The organism is Pseudomonas sp. NFPP07 (genome assembly GCF_900115645.1).
Classification (GTDB): domain Bacteria; phylum Pseudomonadota; class Gammaproteobacteria; order Pseudomonadales; family Pseudomonadaceae; genus Aquipseudomonas; species Aquipseudomonas chlororaphis.
The window spans coordinates 23865-38801 of record NZ_FOXG01000011.1; the positions used below are offsets into that span (position 1 = coordinate 23865).

A 14937-nucleotide genomic window follows, 5' to 3' on the forward strand; every position below is an offset into this window, starting at 1 on the left:
AGAATCGAAATTGCCGGGTACGGAAATAAATCCTAATTCTGAACTTTTATGAAAGAGTGCAGTCGCGAACGCCCCTAACTTTGTAAAGTGCCACCAATATGATGGCATTCAAGACGATAGTTTGCCATCAAACAGTCTGTATGTTTTCTGAGTAATACAGATGTAGTTGCTCGCGAAACTTGCTGTATGCATTCCCATTCTTTATATGCCGAACAACCATCCATAAAAAATGGGCATCCGAATTATCGGCTTGCCCATTTTTCAATACGGTTCTCCCTGCTATCGAGGGAGTTTGTAACAGTTATGGATTGACGCTGTCTTTCAGCGATTTGCCTGGCTTGAAGGCTACGGTGTTGCTGGCCTTGATCTTCACCGGCTCACCGGTTTGCGGGTTCTTACCGGTACGGGCGCCACGGTGACGCTGCAGGAAGGTTCCAAAACCTACCAGGGTGACGCTGTCTTTGCGATGCAGGGCGCCGGTGATTTCTTCGAGAACAGCATTGAGAACGCGGTTGGCTTGTTCTTTGGTCAGATCCGCTTTTTCAGCAATTGCAGCGGCGAGTTCTGGTTTACGCATAGTGAAGCCTCTTTGACGGTTTTTTGTTGTTATGTCCGTGCTGTTCTTCCGGAACAGCGCCCAAGGCGCCGCAGGCTCTACTCTGCGGCAGACGGGTGTGAGGATGGCACGCAGTTAGGAGTGGCGCCAGTCTCTGCGCGACCTTTGTAGTGGCAAACACATGATTATTCCGACAGAACGACCGGTATTTAGGCCAACAAGCCGGGAAGCTCTTTGTTCAGGGCCAGTTTGTCCATGACCGCGGCCCCGGTCAGCGCATAACCCAGCAGTTTGCCGCTGGCATCGCGGCACAGCGCCTTGATGTCGGCGCCCTGCCCTTCGACCGTCCACGCGCCTTCCAGACCGCGTGGCGGTGGCGAAACCACCAGCGGGCAGACAGGGGTTTTCACGGTGATCGGCATCGGGCCATAGCTGACTGCCGTCGGGTTGCCCGCCAGGGTCTGCGCCAGCGCTCGCGCACAGCTCATCAGGGGCATGACGTACAACAGATTCAGCCCATCGACCTCAGCGCAGTCGCCCAAAGCATAAATGTTGGCATGGGACGTCTTGAGATGCCGGTCCACCACCACTCCACGGTTGACCATCAACCCCGCGGCGGCGGCCAGGTCGATACGCGGACGCAGGCCGATCGCCGACACCACCAGGTCGCAGGCAATCACCTCACCATCGGACAGATGCGCCTCCAGGCCATCCGCCGTGCGCTGCAAGCGATTGAGCACCGGCCCCAGGTGGAAGCGCGCGCCCAGGCTTTCCAGCCCGGCCTGTACCGCGGCGGCGGCCGCAGGGTGCAGCAGCGTCGGCATGACCTGCTCGCAAGGCGCTACGAGGTCCACTGCATAACCGCCGAGGATCAGGTCGTTGGCGAACTCGCAGCCGATCAGGCCGGCGCCCAGCAGCAACACCCGGCGCTTGCCGGCCGCGGCCGCGCGAAAGCGCGCGTAGTCTTCCAGGTCGTTGATCGGGAAGATCAGTTCGCCGGCATCTCCCTCCACCGGTACGCGTACGGTTTCCGCGCCCCAGGCGAGGATCAGGTCGCGATAGTTCACCGCTTCTTCGCCAATCCACAGGCGCTTGTGGCCAGGGTCGATGCCGCTGATGCGAGTATGGGTGCGCACCTCGGCCTTCAACTGCTCGGCCATGGCGCCGGGTTCGGCCATGCTCAGGCCGTCGGCTTCCTTGTTCTTGCCAAAACCGGTGGAAAGCATCGGCTTGGAATAGGAACGCCCATCATCCGCGGTGATCAGCAGCAGCGGCGTTTCGCTATCGAGCTTGCGAAACTCCCGGGCCAGGTTGTAGCCGGCCAGCCCGGTGCCCACGATGACGACAGGTGCGTTCATTCCTTACTCCTTCAGGTTCAGGGGATCACAGGGTGTGATCAGCCGATTTCGATCATTTCGAAATCCATTTTGCCGACGCCGCAATCCGGGCAGAGCCAGTCTTCAGGCACGTCTTCCCAGCGGGTACCGGGCAAGATTCCGTCGTCCGGCCAGCCATCGGCCTCGTTGTAGATCAGGCCACAGACCACACATTGCCACTTTTTCATTTACGCGTTTCCTCAGGTTCTCAGGCTGTTGCCGGCGGGATGGTCGATGAATCGACTCTGGATGACGCCAGGGGGCGCGTCCGGCCCAGCGCGTTTTGTACTGATGAGCACCGACGGATGCAAGCACGTTCGCTGCGGGCGGCCGCTCCATTGCGGCAAAATCGCCTGGCGCCATGCTAAGCTCGCGGCCTCATTTGCTGCCAATAATGACCCACTGTGCCGCACTCAATCTCTGCATTTTCCACCCCGGACTGGCTCTCGCAAAGCCGGCTGACGCCCCTCCCCGACGCACAGACCCTCGACTGGCTGTTCGATGAAGGTTCGCTGACCCGGCGCCTGACCCGTCTCTCCAACGACGGCTTCAGCGTGACGCCGCTGGTCGAGGGCTGGCAGCCCCTGCGCGCCGACGAATGCGCCGCGCTGGACCTGCAGCCAGGCAGCCAGGGCTGGGTACGCGAGGTGTATCTGCGCGGTCACGGCCAGGCGTGGGTATTCGCCCGCAGCGTGGCGGCCCGCAGCGCCCTGCAGGACGGCGGGCTGAACATGGACGAACTGGGTAGCCGCTCGCTGGGCGAACTGCTGTTCTGTGACCAGGCCTTTCAGCGCCGCCCCATCGAGGTCTGCCATTACCCTCGCCCGTGGCTGCCCGACGAGGTGCAGGCCGACGACCTCTGGGCCCGCCGTTCGCGCTTCGATCGCGCGGCCCTGAGCGTGCTGGTCGCCGAAATCTTCCTGCCGTCCCTGTGGAGCGCCGTCAGCGCCCAGCCGGAGAACCGCTGATGTATCAGAGCCTGCTCAAATCCCTCAACCGCCTGAATCCGCGCGCCTGGGACTTTATCCAGCTGACCCGCATGGACAAGCCGATCGGCATCTACCTGCTGCTCTGGCCGACCCTCTGGGCCCTGTGGATTGCCGGCAAAGGCTCGCCTTCGCTGGCCAATATCGTGATTTTCGTCCTTGGCGTAACCCTCACCCGGGCCGGCGGCTGCGTGATCAACGACTGGGCCGACCGCAAGGTCGACGGCCATGTGAAGCGCACCGAACAGCGCCCGCTGGTCAGCGGCAAGATCAGCTCCAGGGAAGCCCTGGTGTTCTTCGCCGTGCTGATGTTCATCAGCTTCCTGCTGGTGCTGTGCACCAACGCGGCGACCATCTGGCTGTCGCTGGGCGGCCTGGCCCTGGCGGCCAGCTACCCCTTCATGAAGCGCTACACCTATTACCCGCAAGTGGTGCTGGGCGCGGCGTTCTCCTGGGGCATCCCGATGGCCTTTACCGCCGAGACCGGCGAGCTGCCGGCCACCGCCTGGCTGCTGTACATCGCCAACCTGCTGTGGACCGTGGGTTATGACACCTATTACGCGATGACCGACCGCGACGACGACCTGAAGATCGGGGTGAAATCCACCGCGATCCTGTTCGGCGACGCCGACCGGGTGATCATCCTGACCCTGCAGGGCCTGGCGCTGGTGTGCCTGCTGCTGGCGGGCGCGCGTTTCGAGTTGGGTATCTGGTTCCACCTGGGCCTGCTGGTGGCAGCCGGGTGTTTTGCCTGGGAGTTCTGGTACACCCGCGATCGCGACCGGATGAAGTGCTTCAAGGCCTTCTTGCATAACCACTGGGCGGGATTGGCGATTTTCCTGGGGATAGTCGTGGATTACGCCGTTCGCTGAGGACCGTTATCGCAGGCCAGCCTCACACCTACCGTTTCTGTAGGAGCGAGGCTGGCCCGCGAAGAAACACTACGATCAATCAGGCTTGGCTACTTTCCAGGCGCCATCCATCTTGCCGTCGCCGGTCATGTCACCGGCTTTCTTGTCCATCACGAAGGTGTACAGCGGCTTGCCGTCGTAGGCCCACTGCATGGAGCCATCATCACGCTTGATGACGGTCCACTCGCCCATCGCCTTGTCGCCGCTGGCGGCCATCAGCGGCGGCCAGTTGGCGGCGCACTTGTCGTTGCACATGGACTTGCCGCCGCTGTCCTTGGCAAAGGTGTACAAGGTCATGCCCTTGTGATCGACGAACATACCGTCTTTGGTCATCGCCGGTTCCGCAGCGAACGCCAGCCCCGGCAGGGCCAGCGCAGCGCTCAGCAACAGGGCTTTCCAGGATTGCGTGTATTGAGTCATGGAAACCTTCTTTGGTGGTTGTCAGGATTCGGACCCAAAGCTTAGTCCACGAATGCAGCCCTCGCACCAGCACCTAAAATACTGTCACACGACTGCAATAATTCCGTTATCTAATGCGGCGCAAGACAGTTAAATGACAAGAGGATTAAGCATGGTTGGCAGGAGCATTCTGATCGTTGACGACGAAGCGCCCATTCGCGAAATGATCGCCGTTGCGTTGGAAATGGCCGGCTACGACTGCCTGGAGGCGGAGAACTCCCAGCAGGCCCATGCCATCATCGTCGACCGCAAGCCCGACCTGATCCTGCTCGACTGGATGCTGCCCGGCACCTCCGGCATCGAACTGGCGCGGCGCCTGAAACGCGATGAGCTGACCGGGGACATCCCGATCATCATGCTCACCGCCAAGGGCGAAGAGGACAACAAGATCCAGGGCCTGGAAGTCGGCGCCGACGACTACATCACCAAGCCATTCTCCCCTCGCGAGCTGGTCGCGCGCCTCAAGGCCGTGCTGCGCCGCGCTGGTCCGACCGACGGCGAGGCACCGATCGAAGTCGGCGGCCTGCTGCTGGACCCGATCAGCCACCGCGTGACCATCGACGGCAAACCGGCCGAGATGGGCCCGACCGAATACCGCCTGCTGCAATTTTTCATGACCCACCAGGAGCGCGCCTACACCCGTGGCCAGTTGCTGGACCAGGTCTGGGGCGGCAACGTCTATGTCGAAGAGCGTACCGTCGACGTGCATATCCGCCGCCTGCGCAAAGCCTTGGGCGATGCCTACGAGAATCTGGTACAAACCGTGCGCGGCACCGGCTACCGTTTTTCCACCAAGGCCTGAAGCCGGCCCCTTATTCGCCAGACGCTTACAAGGACGCGTGTTAAGTGAACCAGAACTGGCATGGCACCCTGATTCGCCACATGCTGCTGTTGGTCACCGGCTGCCTGCTGGTGGGCCTGATCAGCGGTTACTACGGCTGGAGCCTGGCCATCGGCCTGGGGATCTACCTGGCCTGGACCCTCAAGCAACTGCTGCGCCTGCACGAATGGCTGCGCCTGCACCAACCCGATGAAGCACCGCCCGATGGCTACGGCCTGTGGGGCGAGGTGTTCGACAGCATCTACCACCTGCAACGCCGCGACCAACGGGTGCGCGGGCGCCTGCAAGCCGTGATCGACCGGGTCCAGGAGTCCACCGCGGCGCTGAAAGACGCGGTGATCATGCTCGACAGCGACGGCAACCTGGAATGGTGGAACCGCGCGGCGGAAACCCTGCTGGGCCTGAAGACTCCACAGGACAGCGGCCAGCCGGTGACCAACCTGGTGCGCCATCCGCGCTTCAAGGAATATTTCGAGCAGGACAATTACAACGAGCCGCTGGAAATCCCCTCGCCGACCAACGACCGGGTCCGCATCCAGCTGTACATCACCCGCTACGGCAACAACGAACACCTGATGCTGGTGCGCGACGTGACCCGCATCCACCAGCTGGAACAGATGCGCAAGGACTTCATCGCCAACGTCTCCCACGAGTTGCGCACACCGCTGACGGTGATCTGCGGCTACCTGGAAACCCTGCTCGACAACGTCGAGGAAGTGAACCCACGTTGGAGCCGCGCCCTGCAGCAGATGCAGCAGCAAGGCGGGCGCATGCAGACCCTGCTCAACGACCTGCTGCTGTTGGCCAAGCTGGAAGCCACCGACTACCCGTCGGACAACCAGCCGGTGCCGATCGACGTGCTGCTGCAGTCAATCAAGAGCGATGCCCAGGCGCTGTCCGGGGAGCGCAACCAGCGCATCACCCTGGAAGCCGACGCGCAGGTCCTGCTCAAGGGCAGCGAGGCGGAACTGCGCAGCGCCTTTTCCAACCTGGTGTTCAACGCCGTGAAATACACCCCGGCCGAGGGCAACATCCGCATCCGCTGGTGGGGCGACGAGCAAGGCGCGCACTTGAGCGTGCAGGACTCGGGGATCGGCATCGACAGCAAGCACTTGCCGCGCCTGACCGAACGCTTCTACCGGGTCGACTCCAGCCGCAACTCCAACACTGGCGGCACCGGCCTGGGCCTGGCCATCGTCAAGCATGTGCTGCTGCGCCATCGGGCGCGCCTGGAGATCAGCAGCGTACCGGGCCACGGCAGCACTTTTACCTGCCATTTCGCCCCGGCCCAGGTGAAAAGATTGCGTACCGACACCCTGACCGACCAGCGGTGACAGCCACGCGCCACTAGGCAATCGCCCTGCCAGCCGCTACATTGGCTGGCTTGCGCCGGCTATTGCGCCGCGCATTTCTCTCTTTATTCGAATACACGGAACCCGCAAAACTCCATCATGGACCCTTCCCCTGGTTTTACCCTCGCGTCTCTTTTCGCCGACTTCGGCATGATTCTTTTTGCACTGCTCCTGGTTCTGCTCAACGGCTTTTTCGTAGCCGCCGAGTTCGCCATGGTCAAACTGCGCTCGACCCGGGTCGAGGCCATCGCCCACAAGAACGGCTGGCGCGGGCAGATCCTGCGCACCGTCCACAGCCAGCTGGATGCCTACCTTTCCGCGTGCCAACTGGGGATCACCCTGGCTTCCCTCGGCCTGGGCTGGGTCGGTGAGCCGGCCTTCGCGCATTTGCTGGCGCCGCTGCTCAGCGCCGTGGGCGTGGATTCGGCGGAAGTGGTCAAGGGCGTGTCGTTCTTTACCGCCTTCTTCATCATTTCCTACCTGCACATCGTGGTCGGCGAGCTGGCGCCCAAGTCCTGGGCCATCCGCAAGCCCGAGCTGTTGTCGCTGTGGACGGCGGTGCCGCTGTACCTGTTCTACTGGCTGATGTACCCGGCGATCTACCTGCTCAACGCCAGCGCCAACACCATCCTGCGCATCGCCGGCCAGGGCGAGCCCGGCCCGCATCACGAGCACCACTACAGCCGCGAAGAACTGAAGCTGATCCTGCACTCCAGCCGAGGCCAGGACCCTAGCGACCAGGGCATGCGCGTACTGGCCTCGGCCGTGGAAATGGGCGAGCTGGAAGTGGTGGACTGGGCCAACTCCCGGGAAGACCTGATCAGCGTGGAGTTCAACGCGCCGCTGAAGCAGATCCTCGCCCTGTTCCGCCGCCACAAGTTCAGCCGCTACCCGGTCTACGACAGCGAGCACAACGAATTCGTCGGCCTGCTGCACATCAAGGACCTGCTGCTGGAACTGGCGGCGCTGGACCACATCCCCGAATCGTTCAACCTGGCCGAGCTGACCCGCCCGCTGGAGCGCGTTTCCCGGCACATGCCGCTGTCGCAGCTGCTGGAACAGTTCCGTAAAGGCGGTTCGCACTTCGCCCTGGTGGAAGAAGCCGACGGCAAGATCATCGGCTACCTGACCATGGAAGACGTGCTGGAAGTGCTGGTCGGCGATATCCAGGACGAACACCGCAAGGCCGAGCGCGGCATCCTCGCCTACCAGCCTGGCAAGTTGCTGGTGCGCGGCGATACCCCGCTGTTCAAGGTGGAACGCCTGCTGGGCATCGACCTGGACCATATCGAGGCCGAAACCCTCGCCGGCCTGGTCTACGAGACCCTGAAACGGGTACCGGAAGAAGAAGAGGTCATGGAAGTCGAAGGCCTGCGCATCATCATCAAGAAGATGAAAGGCCCGAAAATCGTCCTGGCCAAGGTGTTGATGCTCGATTGAGCAAGGCCTGAGCCCCCATCGCGAGTAATCGACGCTCGATTGCTCGCGATCCCTCTCCCCCGATTATCACCTACTCCGCCGATCACCCTGTAGCCGCTGCCGAAGGCTGCGATCGACCTGGGCGGCACTCCGACGAAGCGGGCGCAGGATCTAGAGATCGCTGAAGGCCTGCGGCCTTATCGCAGCCTTCGGCAGCGGCTACATGGCTACTTTTTGCCCAGCGCGAAGTTCGGCAGGCTGCCGATGGGCTGGTTGAACTGATAGGGAATCGACACCAGCCCCAGCCCCGTATTGCGCTGCACCACGAAGTGCAGGTGCGGGCCGCTGCTGTTGCCGGTGTTGCCCGACAGTGCCAGCGGGCTGCCCACCACGACCTGCTGGCCTTCACGCACCTTTACCGAGCCGCGCTTGAGGTGCAGGTACACCCCCATGGTGCCGTCGTTGTGCAACACCCGCACGAAATTGCCGGAAGGGTCGGTGCCGCGCCCGCTCTGGCGATTCTCGGTCTTCACCACCACCCCGCCACGCGCCGCGATGATCGGCGTGCCCTCGGGCATGGCGATGTCCATGGCATAGCGGCTCTTGGGGCCGAAATGGCTGTACCGGCCGTTGGCGCCCTGGGTCAGGCGAAAGGGGCCACCACGCCAGGGCAGCGGGTAACGATAGGTCTGGGCGGCGCCCGCAGGGTCGCCCAGGGAGTAACGAAACTGCGGGACATAGATCAGCGGCTTGCCCGCCTGCATGGCCGTGAGCTGCGCCAGGCGCTGTCGGCTGCGGGCCGGCAGGACCCGGCGAATCGGCTGCCTGGGGGCACTGCGGATATTCTTCAGGCCGGTAAACCCCAGCTCGATCTCCACCGGCGCATACAGGTCGTTACGCACAAAGACGCTGTCCATACCCCAGCTCTTCTCGACGTCCAGACGCACCTGGCGTTCCAAGTGCTCGACCATGCGATCGCGAAACACGAACACTTGGGCGCCCGGCGACGGACGGTCGCTGTAGGACACCACGCCGTTGGCGTCGGTGGACTTGTAGATGGTCATGGCCATGGCCGAGGTGGCAGCCAGCAACAGACCGCAGGAAAATAGCAGGTGCATGAACATGGGCAAGATTCTGAGGAAAGCCTGAAGTCAGGCTAGCAGCCCGACGTGGACTTTGTATGAATCAACCCTGCACCAGAGGTTCCATTGCCGACGGACTGAAACTGATATCGACTCCCAGGTGCGCGGCGTCGGAGAGGTTGACCAGCGCATCCAGGGAAAACTTGTTGATCTTGCCGCTGAGCACGTCGTTGAGCCGCGGCTGGGTGATATTGAGCCGCCTGGCGGCCTCCTTCTGCGAAACCCCCCAGGCCTTGATGGTCTTGCCCAGCTCCAGCATGAGCTTGGAGCGCAGGCGCATATTGGCGGCTTCCTGGGGCGAACCTTCGAGCGCGTCCCAGACACTGGCGAAACGCTCGGTATGCATGTGATCGGTCATGGCGTGCACTTATCTCCTGAAGTCTGGCCCGAGCCAGCTCGATGTCCCGCGCTTCGGTCTTGCGGGTGGTCTTGCGCATGGCGTGCAGCACATAAATGGCCGCGGGCCGGTTGGCCACGTAAAACACCCGAAACGCCCCTGAATCCTCATTGATCCTGATTTCGAACACCCCCGGCCCCACGGTTTTCATCGACCGGCAGTCATAGGGCGGCTCGCCCTGCTGCAACAGATCCAGCTGAAAGCCCGCGGCCCTTCGCGCATCCAGCGGAAAAGCCCGGAGATCCCGAAGCGCGCTCCCGACAAACACCACATCCTTGTGCCTAGGCATCGAACCTCTCCCGTTACTGACCCCAGAGAGGTTAAACAACCCGACCGCCACAGCGCGCGACCGGGTTGTTTCAAAGCGTGGCCAGGCACAAGAAAAGCCAAAAGCACAGACCACAACCTATATCAGTACAGATATAAATCAACCTGAAAAACCGAGAATCGGACACACGGCATCAAACCACTGCCCCCTCCCCCAACGCCTTGCACTGCGCCGCCTGCAACACATCACAACCATCATCCAGCAACAGATACAGCGCCTGAGTGACACGCCCCAGATCACCCTCATCAGCGTGCAGAAGCGTGGTACAGGAAAGTGTTTGCAGCAGGTTTCGCGCCGCATTCAAACGCGGACTGGCACTGGTATGGGGATGTTGTAGCCGCTGCCGAAGGCTGCGATCGATTGGTCGGTATTCCGTGCCGAAGGGGGCGTAAGGTTTTGAGATCGCTGAAGGCCTTCGGCCTTATCGCAGCCTGCGGCAGCGGCTACAGGGTCGGGGCCAGCCGTCCGGAAAGTGCGCCGTCAGGACGGACGTCATCGCGGGCAAGCCTCGCTCCTATGGAAACGTGGCTGCCCGCGAAACAGCGGGCAGGAACCCGTCAGGCGCCGGGGACGAAGTGTTTCTGCGCCGTGCCGCGGGCGATCAGGCGGGAGATGTAGTCGAGCTTCTGCGCATCCTGGTCGACGAAGCGGAAAGTCAGTTGCAACCACTCGCTGTCCGGCTTCGGCTCATAGGCCACCACCGCATGCAGGTAGCCGTTCAAACGCGCCACTTCGGCATTGTCGCCCTGCTCCAGGTCCAGCACGGCGCTGTCCAGTACCTGCGGCAGCGTATCGGTGCGCTTCACCACCAACAGCGCCTCCTTGATACTCAGCGCCTTGATCACGCACTGCTGGGTACCGCTGGGCAAGCGCAACTGGCCCTGGCCACGACCACCAGCAGACGCAGCGGCGGCAGGAGCCGGCGCCTTCACCGGCGGACTGTTGAGCAACCCACGAGACGGGGCTGCGGCGGGAGCAGGAGCGGACACCACGGCAGGCTTGGCAAACGGATTGACCGCCGCAGCCGTCGGCGCGGCGCCGATGACTTCGGCCTTGCCGCCGGTCAGGGCACTCAGGGAGTCATTGCCGAACGCCGAGTTCATCTTGGTCGGCGCGCTGTTCATCAGGGTGTCGAGCTTGCCGACCTTGTTCAGCGCCTGCTTGACCTTGGTCAGCAGCTGCTCGTTGGTGAATGGCTTGCTGACGTAGCCGGAGACGCCGGCCTGGATCGCCTGCACCACGTTCTCCTTGTCGCCGCGACTGGTGACCATGATGAACGGCATGGCCTTCATCGCCTCCTGGCCGCGGCACCAGGTCAGCAGCTCCAGGCCGGACATTTCCGGCATTTCCCAGTCGCACAGGACCAGGTCGAAGGCTTCACGGGCCAGCAGGGCCTGGGCTTTACGGCCGTTGATGGCGTCCTCGATCTTGATGCCAGGGAAGTAGTTGCGCAGACATTTCTTCACCAGGTCACGAATGAACGAAGCGTCATCCACCACCAACACACTTACCTTACTCATCGACCACCCCTTTAAAAATCCCGGCTAGCATAACGCTTTACTGATGGCACTTTGCCAAAACTCTTCAGTCACGCCAGGACTTTTCGTTCGCGGGCGCTGCTTTTCAAGTTCGCTTCCCGCAAACGAAAACGCCCGGCCAAAGGGCCGGGCGCTTCTCTCGGGCAACCTTACTTATCGTCAGCTTCACCCGGAACATTAGCGGTTTCGGCACTGGTGCCTTCAACTTCTTCCTTCATCCGCTTCAGGCCCAGATGGCGCACATCGGTGCCGCGCACCAGGTAAATCACCAGCTCCGAGATGTTGCGCGCGTGGTCGCCGATCCGCTCCAGGGAGCGCAAGACCCAGATGATGCTCAGAACGCGCGAGATCGAGCGCGGATCTTCCATCATGTAGGTGGCCAGCTCGCGCAGCGCGGTCTTGTACTCGCGGTCGATGATCTTGTCGTACTGGGCCACCGACAGCGCCAGGTCGGCGTCGAAGCGGGCAAAAGCATCCAGCGCATCGCGGACCATGTTGCGCACCTGGTCGCCGATATGCCGCACTTCCACGTAGCCGCGCGGGGCTTCGCCTTCTTCGCACAGCTGGATGGCGCGACGGGCGATCTTGGTCGATTCGTCGCCGATGCGCTCCAGGTCGATCACCGACTTGGAGATGCTGATGATCAGGCGCAGGTCGGAAGCCGCCGGCTGGCGACGGGCGAGAATGCGCAGGCATTCTTCGTCGATGTTGCGTTCCATCTGGTTGATCTGGTCGTCGATCTCGCGCACCTGCTGGGCGAGCCCCGAGTCGGCTTCGATCAGCGCGGTGACGGCGTCGTTGACTTGTTTCTCGACCAGCCCGCCCATCGCCAGGAGGTGGCTGCGCACCTCCTCGAGCTCGGCGTTGAACTGCTGGGAGATGTGGTGAGTAAGGCCTTCCTTCGAAATCATCTTGTTCACTCCGCGAAAGTTGCAAGCTTCAAGCTGCAAGCTTCAAGCAGTTAAATATTGATCCGGTACCGCACCATTTCTGTCTTGCCGCTTGAAGCTTGCGGCTTGCAGCTGCTTCCTAGCCGTAACGACCGGTGATGTAGTCTTCGGTCTGCTTCTTCGCCGGATTGGTGAACAGCGTATCGGTGTCGCCGAATTCCACCAGTTTGCCCATGTACATGAACGCCGTGTAGTCGGAGACACGCGCGGCCTGTTGCATGTTGTGGGTCACGATCACAATGGTGAACTTCGATTTCAGTTCGTAGATCAGCTCTTCGACCTTCAAGGTGGAGATCGGATCGAGCGCCGAGCACGGTTCGTCGAGCAGCAGCACTTCCGGTTCCACGGCGATGGTGCGGGCGATCACCAGACGCTGCTGCTGACCACCGGACAGGCCGAGTGCCGATTCATGCAGGCGATCCTTGACCTCGTCCCACAGCGCCGCGCCCTTGAGGGCCCACTCGACGGCTTCGTCGAGGATGCGCTTCTTGTTGATGCCCTGGATGCGCAGGCCGTAGACCACGTTCTCGTAGATGGTTTTCGGGAACGGGTTGGGCTTCTGGAACACCATGCCCACGCGGCGGCGCAGCTCGGCGACGTCTTCGCCCTTGCGGTAGATGTTGTTGCCGTAGAGGTTGATCTCGCCTTCCACGCGGCAGCCGTCCACCAGGTCGTTCATCCGGTTGAAGGTACGCAGCAGGGTCGACTTGCCGCAGCCGGACGGGCCGATGAAGGCAGTCACGCGCTGCTTCGGAATGTTCATGCTGACGTCGAACAGCGCCTGCTTCTCACCGTAGAACAGGCTCAGGCCCGGGACTTCGATGGCCACGGTTTCCTGGTCCAGGTTCAGGCTCTGCTTGTCGCGGCCCAGGGCCGACATGTTGATGCCGTGGGTATGTGCTTCTTGTTGCATGATCTCACTCCGTTCGTAGCTGCAAGCTTCTAGCTGCAAGCTGCAAGTTTGAGCAAAAGCGGCTTGTGGCTTGCCGCTTGTGGCTAATGGCTTTAGCTATCCAGCGCCTTGTATTTCTCGCGCAGGTGGTTACGAATCCACACTGCCGACAGGTTGAGCGTCGCGATCACCAGCACCAGCAGCAGCGCCGTGGCGTACACCAGCGGCCGCGCGGCCTCGACGTTCGGGCTCTGGAAGCCGACGTCATAGATATGGAAGCCCAGGTGCATGATCTTCTGGTCCAGATGCAGGTACGGGTAGTTGCCGTCCACCGGCAGCGACGGCGCCAGTTTCACCACACCCACCAGCATCAGCGGTGCCACTTCACCGGCGGCGCGGGCCACCGCGAGGATCATGCCGGTCATCATCGCCGGACTGGCCATTGGCAGCACGATCTTCCACAGGGTTTCCGCCTTGGTCGCGCCCAGGGCCAGGGAACCTTCACGCACGGTGCGGGGAATCCGCGCCAGGCCTTCCTCGGTGGCCACGATCACCACTGGCACCGCCAGCAGCGCCAGGGTCAGGGAAGCCCAGAGCAGGCCCGGGGTACCGAAGGTCGGCGCCGGCAGCGCTTCGGGGAAGAACAAGCGGTCGAGGGAACCGCCCAACACATAGACGAAGAAACCCAGGCCGAAGACGCCGTAGACGATGGCCGGCACGCCCGCCAGGTTGTTCACCGCGATGCGGATCACCCGGGTCAGGGTGTTCTGCTTGGCGTATTCGCGCAGGTACACCGCGGCCAGCACGCCGAACGGGGTGACGATCATCGCCATGATCAGGGTCATCATCACGGTACCGAAGATCGCCGGGAAGATACCGCCCTCGGTGTTGGCTTCACGCGGGTCGTCGCTGAGGAACTCCCAGACCTTGCTGAAGTAGAAGCCCAGCTTGGTGAAGGTGCCCATGCCGTTCGGCTGGTAGGCGTGCACCACCTTGCCCAGGCTGATCTCGATCTCTTTGCCGTTGGCGTCGCGGGCGGTGAGGCTGTCACGGTTGAACTGCGCGTGCAGGTCGCTCAGGCGGGCCTCGACGTCCTGGTAACGGGCGTTCAGCTCGGCGCGTTCGCTTTCCATGTCGGCCTGGGCGGCGGCATCGAGCTTGCCGTCCAGTTCCAGCTTGCGACCGTGCAGGCGGATGCGCTCAAGACCGGCGTTGATCGCGCCGATGTCGACTTTCTCCAGGGTCTTGAGCTGGGCCGCCAGCTTGTTCACTCGCTCGATCCGCGCCTGCAGTTCCGGCCAGGCCGCTTCGCCTTCGGCGATGACCTTGCCATCCTGCTTGACGTTGACCAGGTAGCCGTAGAAGTTGCCCCACTCGCGCCGCTCGATGGCCATCAGCTCCGGCGGCGTGGTCTGGTTGGTCAGCCAGTCGCCGACGATCCAGGTGAAGTCGTTGCCGTTCAGGTCACGGTTGCCGACCTTGATCAGCTCGCGGGTCATGAACTCGGGGCCTTCGTCCGGCACCGGCAGGCCGGCGCTCTTGAGGCGTGCCCGCGGCACTTCTTCTTTCTGGACCACTTCGCCGATGACCAGGTGGTTGGCCTGGCCCGGCACGTCGTAGTGGGCATGCACCAGGTCCGCCGGCCAGAAGTGGCCCAGACCGCGCACGGCGATCACCGCCAACAGGCCGATAGTCATGATGACCGCGATGGACACCGCGCCACCGCTGATCCAGACGCCCGGGGCGCCGCTCTTGAACCATCCATTCAGGGAGTTCTGTTTCACAGACTT

The 14937-nt window shown here is 62.3% G+C and carries 15 protein-coding genes and 1 pseudogene; 5 read left to right on the forward strand and 11 right to left on the reverse strand.

The window, feature by feature from the left end:
• Positions 1-301 precede the first annotated feature (301 nt).
• The 3 genes from BM019_RS25565 to BM019_RS25575 form a co-directional block, all read right to left on the reverse strand.
• A complete protein-coding gene (locus BM019_RS25565; RefSeq protein WP_003213368.1) occupies positions 302-577 on the reverse strand; it encodes an HU family DNA-binding protein in 276 nt (91 codons plus the stop codon).
• 188 nt (positions 578-765) lie between these two features.
• Positions 766-1914, reverse strand: a complete 1149-nt coding sequence (locus tag BM019_RS25570; protein WP_092421327.1) for an NAD(P)/FAD-dependent oxidoreductase — start codon at positions 1912-1914, stop codon at positions 766-768.
• 38 nt (positions 1915-1952) lie between these two features.
• Complete coding sequence (locus BM019_RS25575) at positions 1953-2120, reverse strand: rubredoxin (RefSeq protein ID WP_007930291.1); 168 nt, start codon at positions 2118-2120, stop codon at positions 1953-1955.
• A gap of 216 nt (positions 2121-2336) precedes the next feature.
• On the opposite strand from BM019_RS25575, the gene BM019_RS25580 reads away from it, so the two are divergent.
• A complete protein-coding gene (locus tag BM019_RS25580) occupies positions 2337-2900 on the forward strand; it encodes a chorismate--pyruvate lyase family protein (RefSeq protein ID WP_009041358.1) in 564 nt (187 codons plus the stop codon).
• Positions 2900-3790: a 4-hydroxybenzoate octaprenyltransferase gene (ubiA, locus tag BM019_RS25585; RefSeq protein WP_009041359.1), complete on the forward strand. Its 891-nt coding sequence runs from the start codon at positions 2900-2902 to the stop codon at positions 3788-3790. The genes BM019_RS25580 and ubiA overlap by 1 nt, the downstream gene beginning before the upstream one ends.
• A 75-nt stretch (positions 3791-3865) precedes the next feature.
• On the opposite strand, the gene BM019_RS25590 is transcribed toward ubiA, so the two are convergent.
• Entirely contained in the window at positions 3866-4249 is a 384-nt protein-coding gene (locus BM019_RS25590; protein WP_092421329.1) for a COG4315 family predicted lipoprotein, read from the reverse strand.
• 151 nt (positions 4250-4400) lie between these two features.
• On the opposite strand from BM019_RS25590, the gene phoB reads away from it, so the two are divergent.
• The 3 genes from phoB (at position 4401) to BM019_RS25605 (ending at position 7921) form a co-directional block, all read left to right on the forward strand.
• Positions 4401-5090, forward strand: coding sequence for a phosphate regulon transcriptional regulator PhoB (gene phoB, locus BM019_RS25595; protein ID WP_007896474.1), 690 nt, complete (start codon positions 4401-4403; stop codon positions 5088-5090).
• An 80-nt stretch (positions 5091-5170) separates the two neighbouring features.
• Positions 5171-6463 (forward strand): phosphate regulon sensor histidine kinase PhoR, encoded by a 1293-nt coding sequence (gene phoR, locus BM019_RS25600; RefSeq protein ID WP_239691108.1) that lies wholly within the window; start codon positions 5171-5173, stop codon positions 6461-6463.
• A gap of 117 nt (positions 6464-6580) precedes the next feature.
• Positions 6581-7921 (forward strand): hemolysin family protein, encoded by a 1341-nt coding sequence (locus tag BM019_RS25605; protein WP_062824214.1) that lies wholly within the window; start codon positions 6581-6583, stop codon positions 7919-7921.
• A 206-nt stretch (positions 7922-8127) separates the two neighbouring features.
• On the opposite strand, the gene BM019_RS25610 is transcribed toward BM019_RS25605, so the two are convergent.
• From BM019_RS25610 to pstA, 7 genes and pseudogenes are all read right to left on the reverse strand, one after another.
• Positions 8128-9024 (reverse strand): peptidoglycan DD-metalloendopeptidase family protein, encoded by an 897-nt coding sequence (locus BM019_RS25610; RefSeq protein WP_062824213.1) that lies wholly within the window; start codon positions 9022-9024, stop codon positions 8128-8130.
• 61 nt (positions 9025-9085) lie between these two features.
• Complete coding sequence (locus BM019_RS25615; RefSeq protein ID WP_037004383.1) at positions 9086-9400, reverse strand: helix-turn-helix domain-containing protein; 315 nt, start codon at positions 9398-9400, stop codon at positions 9086-9088.
• A gap of 4 nt (positions 9401-9404) precedes the next feature.
• Positions 9405-9728: pseudogene (locus tag BM019_RS25620) on the reverse strand (type II toxin-antitoxin system RelE/ParE family toxin); the annotation flags it as partial.
• 596 nt (positions 9729-10324) lie between these two features.
• Positions 10325-11287, reverse strand: coding sequence for a response regulator (locus tag BM019_RS25625; protein WP_087087478.1), 963 nt, complete (start codon positions 11285-11287; stop codon positions 10325-10327).
• Positions 11288-11454: 167 nt separating this feature from the next.
• Positions 11455-12216 carry a phosphate signaling complex protein PhoU gene (gene phoU, locus BM019_RS25630; RefSeq protein ID WP_009041366.1) on the reverse strand — a complete coding sequence of 254 codons (762 nt, stop codon included), beginning with the start codon at positions 12214-12216 and terminating at the stop codon, positions 11455-11457.
• Positions 12217-12334: 118 nt separating this feature from the next.
• The gene (gene pstB / locus BM019_RS25635; protein WP_007928526.1) at positions 12335-13168 is read right to left on the reverse strand and encodes a phosphate ABC transporter ATP-binding protein PstB; all 834 of its coding nucleotides are present in this window, start codon (positions 13166-13168) and stop codon (positions 12335-12337) included.
• A 92-nt stretch (positions 13169-13260) separates the two neighbouring features.
• The gene (pstA, locus tag BM019_RS25640) at positions 13261-14931 is read right to left on the reverse strand and encodes a phosphate ABC transporter permease PstA (protein WP_062824210.1); all 1671 of its coding nucleotides are present in this window, start codon (positions 14929-14931) and stop codon (positions 13261-13263) included.
• Between the last annotated feature and the right edge of the window lie 6 nt (positions 14932-14937).

What these genes read in the sequence shown, in the direction of transcription:
- BM019_RS25565 (WP_003213368.1), bottom strand. Translation starts at nt 577, where the DNA reads ATGCGTAAACCAGAACTCGCCGCTGCAATTGCTGAAAAAGCGGATCTG.
- ubiA (WP_009041359.1), top strand. Translation starts at nt 2,900, where the DNA reads ATGTATCAGAGCCTGCTCAAATCCCTCAACCGCCTGAATCCGCGCGCC.
- BM019_RS25605 (WP_062824214.1), top strand. Translation starts at nt 6,581, where the DNA reads ATGGACCCTTCCCCTGGTTTTACCCTCGCGTCTCTTTTCGCCGACTTC.
- BM019_RS25610 (WP_062824213.1), bottom strand. Translation starts at nt 9,024, where the DNA reads ATGTTCATGCACCTGCTATTTTCCTGCGGTCTGTTGCTGGCTGCCACC.
- BM019_RS25615 (WP_037004383.1), bottom strand. Translation starts at nt 9,400, where the DNA reads ATGACCGATCACATGCATACCGAGCGTTTCGCCAGTGTCTGGGACGCG.
- phoR (WP_239691108.1), top strand. Translation starts at nt 5,171, where the DNA reads ATGCTGCTGTTGGTCACCGGCTGCCTGCTGGTGGGCCTGATCAGCGGT.
- phoU (WP_009041366.1), bottom strand. Translation starts at nt 12,216, where the DNA reads ATGATTTCGAAGGAAGGCCTTACTCACCACATCTCCCAGCAGTTCAAC.
- pstB (WP_007928526.1), bottom strand. Translation starts at nt 13,168, where the DNA reads ATGCAACAAGAAGCACATACCCACGGCATCAACATGTCGGCCCTGGGC.
- phoB (WP_007896474.1), top strand. Translation starts at nt 4,401, where the DNA reads ATGGTTGGCAGGAGCATTCTGATCGTTGACGACGAAGCGCCCATTCGC.
- BM019_RS25570 (WP_092421327.1), bottom strand. Translation starts at nt 1,914, where the DNA reads ATGAACGCACCTGTCGTCATCGTGGGCACCGGGCTGGCCGGCTACAAC.
- BM019_RS25575 (WP_007930291.1), bottom strand. Translation starts at nt 2,120, where the DNA reads ATGAAAAAGTGGCAATGTGTGGTCTGTGGCCTGATCTACAACGAGGCC.
- BM019_RS25590 (WP_092421329.1), bottom strand. Translation starts at nt 4,249, where the DNA reads ATGACTCAATACACGCAATCCTGGAAAGCCCTGTTGCTGAGCGCTGCG.
- BM019_RS25625 (WP_087087478.1), bottom strand. Translation starts at nt 11,287, where the DNA reads ATGAGTAAGGTAAGTGTGTTGGTGGTGGATGACGCTTCGTTCATTCGT.